Genomic DNA, 8,951 nt, shown 5'->3' on the forward strand with positions numbered 1-8,951 from the left:
CATTTGCTGTCACCAAGATATTTAGTCCCTGAAAGATTATCCCTTACGAGCCTGTAAATCATCATCTGATTGGAGAAAAGAGGCTTGAACACAGCCATTGAATCTACTGCAGACGAATACTGCCTTAAGATGAAATTTGCCCTGTTGTACAGAACGGCTGATGATCTGCAGATATCCCTGCAATAGTCATAGAGTATGTGGTTTTTGCTTATCCTGTATTGCCTTGTTCTGTACACGGTTGTAAATTCCTTAGCAGTATTCTATACTTAGTATTATAGCACACATTTTAGAATTATGCAAACACATGTTCTCTTTAGATAAGGAGTAAATTTATGCAGAAATCGATGCTGGAATCAGATATCCTGAACGAGTACAGAAGAGGCTCACATTCCGTATACAAACTTACTTACCATGTGATCTTTGTAACCAAGTACAGAAAGAAAGTGATCACAGATGAGATTGGTGATTTCATGAAGAATTACGCCGCTTACCTCTGTGGACGCATGAACAGCGAACTCATTTCAGCAGAGACAGATGTCGATCACATGCATCTGCTGATCCTCATGCCACCTGATGTTGCACCTGTAAAACTCATCAACTCGTTAAAATCACAGCTGTCCAAAGAAGTGAGAAATACATATAGAACACACGTTGAGAAATACCTCTGGGGAGATTCACCCTTCTGGAGTGCAAGTTACTTCTGTGCCACTACAGGAAGTGTTTCTCTTGATACTGTCAAGAAATACATTGAAGATCAACGAACAGAGGAACACAAACGCAAATACATTAAGACGGGTAAATACAAAAAGAAAAGCTAGTGCGATTCATCCCACAACCGACTTCATCGGAAGGGATTTTCTTGCACAATATTTATAAAAAATTGATTGAAAAGAATTTTTAATCATATTAGCCTTTTCTTAGGACGTCCAAATCTTTTCTAAGAGGAGGCTTTTATATTGAATAAGGAACAACTTCACAATTATATCGCTGAAAGTAAAGGAAATGAGAGCAACATCTGTCAGATATATGCAATTAAAGATGGTGATATCGTCTATGATGATTGTTGGCGGGGGTTTAAGACTGGGGATGCGATGAACGTCAATTCTGTGACCAAAGGTATCATGGGACTGCTTGCCGGAATTGCTCTTGATAATGGCTACATTAGTAATCTGGATCAGAAGGTTATGGATTTTTTCCCTGATTACTCTGTGAAACGTGGGGAGAAGACCATATATGATGTCACTATCAGACATCTTCTTACTATGACAGCACCATATAAAGGTAAGTCAGAACCCTGGAAGAAGGTGTGTACTTCACAGGATTTTACTCTTGCGATACTTGATAATCTTGGAGGCCGTAATGGAATCACCGGTGAGTTCAGATATGCAACTCTGGGGATTCAGATTCTGGCAGGAATAATCGAGAGAGCGACTGGTGAGAAATGCATTGATTTTGCTAACAGACAGTTGTTTGAGCCACTGGGACTTCCTGAGAGAATACCGCATGGAGACAGTTCCAAAGAAGATCAGTTTGATTTCTTTATGAACAAAAACCCCAGGAAATATGAGTGGTACTCTGACCCTCAGGGTACAGTTACCGCAGGGTGGGGATTATGCATGTCAGCAAAAGATATGGCCATAATAGGTACACTTGTTTTGGAAGGGGGACTTCATAGTGGTAAGAGGATTATCTCCGAAGAGTACTTAAAAGATATGCTGGCGCCTCACATTAAGCTTGGGGAGAGATTTGGCTTTATGAATTATGGCTACTTGTGGTACAAACCGTACGATGATAAAGAGGTATATGCAGCGATTGGTGACAGCGGAAATATCATCTATGTAAACAAAGAGAAAAATGTATCTGTGGGAATGACGGGTACATTCAAACCAAGAATCTATGACAGAGTGGATTTCATTGAACGAGAGGTGCTGCCAGCCATTGATTGCTAACAAAATAAGTGAAAAACAACCCCAAATGAGTGTAATCTCGGGGCTGTATTTTGGTTTGGAAAAAGGAGGAAGGACATGATCAATTGCAGTGTATATGCTCCATGCAGATGAAAAATATTTGTATGGAGGTTAAATAATAATGAAAAACAGAATAAAGGAATTAAGAGATTTTTACATAATCTGGATCACACAGAGCTTATCACAGCTTGGAAGTGCAATAACAGGATTTGCGCTTACGCTGTGGATGTATGAAAAAACTGGATCAGCGCTGAGTACAGCAGCGCTTACGATATGCACTTATGCACCATATGTCATTATGAGCATTTTTGCAGGAGCTATAACAGATAAATTCGACAAAAAGAAAACCATGCTCATATGCGATCTTTTAGCGGCGCTTACGACGGTAGCTGTATTTGTGCTGTATAAAACAGATACGTTGACCATGTGGCATCTATATGCCATCAATGCCTTTTCAGGTCTTATGAACACTGTTCAGCAGCCTGCTTCAGAAGTGGCATATTCACTTATCGTTCCAAAAGAGCATTATCAAAAGACCAGTGGCTTTCAGCAATTGTCCCGTTCGCTTATTTCAATTGGCAATCCGCTCATAGCTGCAGCACTCTATGGACTGGCAGGGTTGGATACAGTTATTGCGGTAGATCTTCTGTCTTTTGCCATAGCATTTGTGGCATTATTGTTCTTTATAAAACTACCTGAGATCAAGGACGGAACAAGTAAGGACGAAAACGTGATCAAACTGGCTAAAGAGGGGCTAAAGTTCCTAAAAGAAACTCCGCTTATACTTACTGTAATACTGTTTATGGCGGGGGTTAACCTCACAGCTTCAGCCTTTGATGCAGTACTTCCGGCCCTTGTTATACCTCAAAAAGGTAACAATGTTTATGGGATCGTAACAGCATGCTCAGGGCTGGCCATGGTAGCAGGAAGTTTCCTTCCAATGATCCTGCCAAAGCCCAAGGACAGGGTAAGAGTCATATATCTCACGATGCTTTTTGCGCTGGGGATAGAGAACTTTTTACTGGCCTTTGCAAGAAGCTCTGTTTTATGGTGCATAGGCCAGATAATAGGATGGGTGTTTGTTCCTCTCATGGCAGCCAACCAGAATGTAATAATGCGCAATGTCATTCCAATAGAGCTTCAGGGAAGAGTATACGCTTGCAGAAATACTCTGCAGTTCTTTACTATTCCAATCGGACTTTTCCTTGGCGGACTCTTTGTAGACAAGATCTGCGAACCGTTTATGGCATTGAAAAGTAATGATCCGTTCTGGACTCTTCTTTTCGGAAGCGGTAAGGGTTCAGGTGCCGCAATGATGATGTTTATTCTTGGTGTGACAGGAACAGCCATATGTATAATCTCCGGTCAGATTATGAAAAAATATAAATATACTGAGTAAGACTCTGGATTTGAATTTCAGTGTAAAACAGCTCCAAATGAGTGTAAATTTGGAGCTGTTTTTTGTTTTATGATAAATATATTATTGGAAAAAAGAAATATTAGCTATTTGACAAGTCATGAAGTTTATAGTAATCTGTGATAGCGAACACTGATAACTTATGATGAGATCAAAGACATGCCTAGAGATAAGACACTAAGCCATATCAAAGTTAATAAGGCCATAAAAGAGGAGTTCCTGGAGAAGGGGTTTGAAAATGCTTCGATCCGCAGCATTGGCGCCCGTGCAGGGATGACTTCTGCTGGGCTTTACAGACATTATGCTGATAAAGAGGCTATGTTTGGCGCAATGGTGGAGCCACTCATTAATGGGATCAAGGACTGGACCAGGAGACATACGCAAAAGAAAAATCTCATGGTAGATAACAAGGCAGACAAGAATGAGCTCTTCGGAGAAACATTTATTGATCTTATCAGAGACGTTATCCTCCCTATGAGGGATGAATTTAAGCTTCTCATGACCTGTTCCAGGGGAACAGTGTACGAGAATTTCATTCATGATTACGTCAAGGAGAACCAAAAGGCTTTTCTTGAGGCTATAAATGTACTTAAGGATAACGGATACCCGGTAGTACCTATCGATGAGGAGGAACTGCATATGCTGCTTTCAGCATATCTGACCGCATGCTTTGAGCCAATCATCCATGATTGTGACGAAGCTACAATAGATAAATACTTAAACACCATACAGGAATTCTTCATGCCGGGATGGCAGAGGATAATGGGATTAAATTAAGAGCCGTAAGGCTCTTTTTTAATGTCGTTAGCTATCGATCAGCTGTTAGCGATAACTAACAAAATAAATAATATTAGGAGGAGCTGGAAATTGGGTAAGAAACAGAATTTTGATCACATGAAGCTGATCAGACAATATGCGGGAGGGCATACAAAGCTCATAACGCTGGGAAGGATCATAGCAGCAATAAGCGCCATCATAGTACTGGTGCCTTATTACGACCTGTGGAAGATCATAAGCATTGCAGCAAATAACGAGGACACGGCCCGCATCAGTCATTATGCGTGGAGCGCAGTGATCCTCACGGTGTTGTCACTGCTTGTGTATATCGGTGCACTTTTTTGTACGCACATTGCGGCTTTCAGGGTACAGGCGAATATGAGAAGTTCTCTTATGAGAAGGATCATCACTCTGCCCCTTGGAGTATTTGACGAGGACGGGACAGGAAAGATAAGGCGCATAGTAAATGACTCCACAGCTGCCACCGAAACCTTTATTGCTCATCAGATACCTGATAAGGCTGTAGCAGCGGTAACACCAATTGGTCTTTTAGTGCTGATCTTTGCTTTTAACTGGAAAATTGGCCTTTTGTGCATGATCCCTGCAGTTATTGGATTTGCCTGCATGATGACCATGATGGGAAAGGGAATGCAGGAAAAAATGAAGGAGTATCAGAATGCACTTGATGTCATGAGCTCAGAGGCTACGGAATATGTAAGGGGAATTCCGGTTGTAAAAACCTTTGGACAGACAGTTCATTCTTTTAAAAGGTTCAAAGACGCCATCGATGGATTTGGAAAGTGGACTACTGATTATACCTTGATACTCAGGTGGCCAATGACTGCGTTTATGACCTGCATAAATGCAATCTTTGCCTTTATTGTTATAGCTGCGTTTGTTTTTTCAAAAGATACTGTGACAACTGGCCTGATACTGAACATCATGTACTACATTATAGTTACGCCCCTTATCACAGTTGCCCTTACTAAAGTGGCATATTCCGGAGAGGCTGAGATGACGCTGATAGATGCTCTTAGCCGCGTGGAATCAATAATGGAGATCGAGCCTCTTTCAGATAATAAGGAAGGAAAAGCTCCTGCTGATCACAGCGTTGAACTTAAGGATGTTACCTACAGATATAAAGATGCAACAAGGGATGCGGTAAGTGGCGTATCCCTAAAGATAGCTCCCGGTGAGCATGTGGCCCTGGTTGGACCATCCGGCTCAGGAAAGACCACTATTGCAGAGCTGATGGTAAGATTCTTTGACGTTACAAGTGGAGAGATTCTGATAGGAGGCGTCAATGTAAAAGATATACCATCTGCCGAGCTTATGAAGAAGGTTTCATTTGTATTCCAGGACAGCAGACTTATTAAGAAGTCCATATTAGAAAATGTACGTATGGCAAAGCCTGATGCATCTGAGGCTGAAGTTCTTGATGCTCTTAAAAAGGCCCAGTGCATGGATATTATCGAGAAGCTTCCAAATGGAATACATACTGTAATAGGAGAAAAAGGAACATATCTTTCAGGAGGTGAGCAGCAAAGGATAACCATTGCAAGGGCAGTGCTTAAAGATGCCCCGATCCTTATACTGGATGAGGCCACTGCCTTTGCAGATCCCGACAACGAAGTTAAAGTTCAGGCGGCATTTGAGGAACTTTCAAAGGGGAAGACTCTTATTATGATCGCCCACAGACTTTCCACAGTCATGAAGGCCGACAGGATCTACGTCTGCGATGACGGTAAGTGCGTAGAAAGCGGAACTCACGGGCAGCTCATGGAAAAGAATGGTCTTTACAAGCGAATGTTCGATGAATACTCAAGATCAATAGAGTGGAAGGTAGGTGCATGAAAATGATAGAGAGATTAAAACATAAGTACGCGCTGTCCACACAGGGCGCTAAAGACATGATCAGAGCGTGCATCTGCGTCACAATTACCAATATTGCACTGATGATGCCTGCAGGAATACTGTATAGTCTTATAAAAGACCTGTTGGAAGGGACACTTTCAAGGGAACGCATACCTTTTTATGCGGTTGCAAGTGTAGCAGTTCTTTTGGTCATAGCTGTTACCAATTTCATTCAGTACAATGCCACGTTCTTAACAACCTACAGAGAAAGCGGCGTAAGAAGGACTGCAATAGCTGAAAAGCTAAGAAAATTGCCACTTTCGTATTTTGGGAAAAAGAATATTTCAGACCTTACAACAAATATCATGGGAGACTGTGCTCAGATTGAGACTGCATCCAGTCACTGGATCCCCGAGCTTATAGGAGCTGTAATATCTGTGAGTATTGTGGGGATCAGTCTGTTTTTTGCCTTTGATTTCAGGATGGTACTTGCATGCTTTTGGGTTATTCCTGTGGCATTCATTATCATTATCACTGCTTCTGGAGCGGAAAAGAATGCAGTCAGAGAGAACTCGGCTGTGAAAATGACCATGACTGATGGAATACAGGAATGTCTGGAATCCATTAGAGATTTAAGGGCTAACAACGCTGAAGAAAGATATATGGATGAACTTGAGGGCAAGATCAGAAATGTGGAGAAGATGGCTCTTATCACAGAGCTTAAGATGGCCATATATGTCAATTCTGCAGCTATCATCCTTAAGATCGGTATTGGAACTACAGCGGTGGTTGGAGGAGCTCTTTTTGCCAAGGGAGAGATTTCACTTCTTACATTCTTCATGTTCCTAATGCTGGTGGCAAGACTTTATGATCCAATGCAGATCACGTTGCAGAACTTCGCAGCTATTATAGCATGCGGGATCCAGTGTGAGAGGCTGGATGAGGTTCTTTCTACCAAAATTCAGACAGGAGAAGAACGTCTTAAAAACTTTGGATATGATATTGTATTTGATCACGTGGGATTTAAGTATTCAGATGACACGGATGTCCTTAAGGACGTGAGCTTTACGGCCAAGCAGGGGCAGGTTACGGCGCTTATCGGACCTTCCGGCGGCGGAAAGACAACGATCTCCAGGCTGGCTGCCAGATTCTGGGATGTCAATGAAGGAAAGATCACACTGGGAGGCGAGGACATTTCAGGGATTGATCCTGAGACACTTCTTAAAAACTATTCAATTGTATTCCAGGATGTAACTCTTTTTAACAGTTCAGTCATGGAAAATATCCGTATAGGTAAAGAAGGCGCTACAGATGAGGAAGTTATGGAAGCAGCAAGGCTTGCTAACTGCCAGCAGTTTGTTGAGCTTCTTCCTGATAAATACAACACCCGAATTGGAGAAAACGGAAGCGAGCTCTCAGGTGGTGAGCGCCAGAGAATATCAATCGCAAGGGCGTTTCTTAAGGATGCTCCCGTTGTGCTTTTGGATGAGGCTACAGCGTCACTTGATGCAGAGAATGAGACTGCCATTCAGGAAGCTCTTTCAAGGCTCATCAAGAATAAAACTGTCCTTATCATAGCCCACAGGATGAGAACTATTGCAAATGCTGATAAGATAGTTGTTCTAAAGGATGGCGTAGTTGCTGAGCAGGGAAGTCCGGAATTTTTATCAGGGTACGACAGCATATACAGCCGTATGACCAAGCAGCAAATGATTGCTCAGAACTGGAAAATGTAATTATAACCAAATTCTTAAATTTTTGTAGGCGGAGGTGGTTTCCTTGCCCGGATGCTAAATTTAACTTACAATATTATCGTAGGATTGTTTTATTGTTGTTGGGATTTTGTGGAGAAAAACCTTTTGTATACTATTCCTGATGAGATAAAAAGATCATACGAGAAACTCAAGGTCCCGCTTCTGATCATTGGACCTTTAGCAAGTGGTGGGTTTCGACCGCTTGCTATTTCTGATGGATTTCTTGATTTTAACAATATTTCCCGTGATGAATTGTATAACTATTATGGAGACAGGATAAATGACGGCCTTTATGAGAAAGTGCATCCTGATGAGAGAGAAAAGCTTCGTGCTATCAGCATTGATTTTCTTGACAAAAAATCTGAATATGACGTCACTTTCAGAGTAAGAAGAGATGACGGCTATCATCTGGTACATGCAGCCGGCTATTGGCAGACCGTGGAAGATGGGATAGACCTGGCTATTTTGGTATATGCAGATGTTCAGAAGCATGAAGAGCTGCTATCAGAGATCTCTGATAAGTACAAGCTCTTTCAGCGTGATGATTTCTATACCGACGTATTAACCAATCTTCCCAATATCAACTACATCAATAAGCATGGAGATGCCAAGATGAAGGAAATCGTCCAAAGAGGCGAAACTCCCGTAGTCCTTTATCTGGATGTGGATTCCATGCAGTCTTACAACAGAAGGTATGGAGTTGAAAAGGGCGACGATCTTTTGATCCTGGTGGCAAATGTCCTTATGGCTGAGTTTACCCATGGGATAGTTGCCAGGTTTGCATCTGACTTTTTTGAGGTTATCGATGATTATAACAGCCGCGAGGAGCTCATAAGCAGGATAGAAAGAGCTAATTCCGAGATTATGAGCAGAGCCTACGGAACAACTTCAGGGTTAAAGGTCGGAATATTTGTTGGAAATAAAGATGTTTCTTTAAGGGAATCCATTGACCATGCCATCAGAGCCAATAAGCTTGCTGGCGAGGAGATGAACAATTTCTACAGGTTCTACACTGCAGAAGATGACACTTTATATAATCAGCAGAGGTATATAGTTGAAAGCTTTGGCAAAGCTAAGGAAAATGGCTGGATCAAGGTCTTTTACCAGTGCTTTTTGCGCATTGAAAGCGGCAATGGAATGGGATTTGAAGCTCTTGCAAGGTGGATCGACCCTGAAAAGGGA

7 protein-coding genes and 1 pseudogene are annotated in these 8,951 nt (G+C 41.9%); 7 read left to right on the forward strand and 1 reads right to left on the reverse strand.

Translation table 11 applies throughout. From position 1 onward, the window contains the following. Window positions 1-236 (reverse strand): annotated as a pseudogene (locus J6I68_RS12505) (RNA-guided endonuclease InsQ/TnpB family protein); the annotation flags it as partial. A gap of 96 nt (window positions 237-332) precedes the next feature. Between J6I68_RS12505 and tnpA the strand changes: the two are divergent. From tnpA to J6I68_RS12540, 7 genes are all read left to right on the forward strand, one after another. Then, complete coding sequence (tnpA, locus tag J6I68_RS12510) at window positions 333-818, forward strand: IS200/IS605 family transposase (RefSeq protein ID WP_292220775.1); 486 nt, start codon at window positions 333-335, stop codon at window positions 816-818. Between the two features lie 138 nt (window positions 819-956). Beyond that, window positions 957-1,949, forward strand: coding sequence for a serine hydrolase domain-containing protein (locus tag J6I68_RS12515; protein WP_292220777.1), 993 nt, complete (start codon window positions 957-959; stop codon window positions 1,947-1,949). A 139-nt stretch (window positions 1,950-2,088) separates the two neighbouring features. Further along, the gene (locus J6I68_RS12520; RefSeq protein WP_292220779.1) at window positions 2,089-3,366 is read left to right on the forward strand and encodes an MFS transporter; all 1,278 of its coding nucleotides are present in this window, start codon (window positions 2,089-2,091) and stop codon (window positions 3,364-3,366) included. Window positions 3,367-3,543: 177 nt separating this feature from the next. Then, window positions 3,544-4,161, forward strand: coding sequence for a TetR/AcrR family transcriptional regulator (locus tag J6I68_RS12525; protein WP_292220781.1), 618 nt, complete (start codon window positions 3,544-3,546; stop codon window positions 4,159-4,161). 117 nt (window positions 4,162-4,278) lie between these two features. Then, complete coding sequence (locus J6I68_RS12530) at window positions 4,279-6,015, forward strand: ABC transporter ATP-binding protein (RefSeq protein WP_334300061.1); 1,737 nt, start codon at window positions 4,279-4,281, stop codon at window positions 6,013-6,015. 2 nt (window positions 6,016-6,017) lie between these two features. Further along, window positions 6,018-7,751, forward strand: coding sequence for an ABC transporter ATP-binding protein (locus J6I68_RS12535; protein ID WP_292220785.1), 1,734 nt, complete (start codon window positions 6,018-6,020; stop codon window positions 7,749-7,751). A gap of 123 nt (window positions 7,752-7,874) precedes the next feature. Further along, a partial coding sequence (locus tag J6I68_RS12540) for a diguanylate cyclase domain-containing protein (protein WP_292220787.1) occupies window positions 7,875-8,951 on the forward strand: 1,077 nt, incomplete at its 3' end.

Source organism: Butyrivibrio sp. (assembly GCF_017940685.1).
Lineage (GTDB): Bacteria > Bacillota > Clostridia > Lachnospirales > Lachnospiraceae > Butyrivibrio.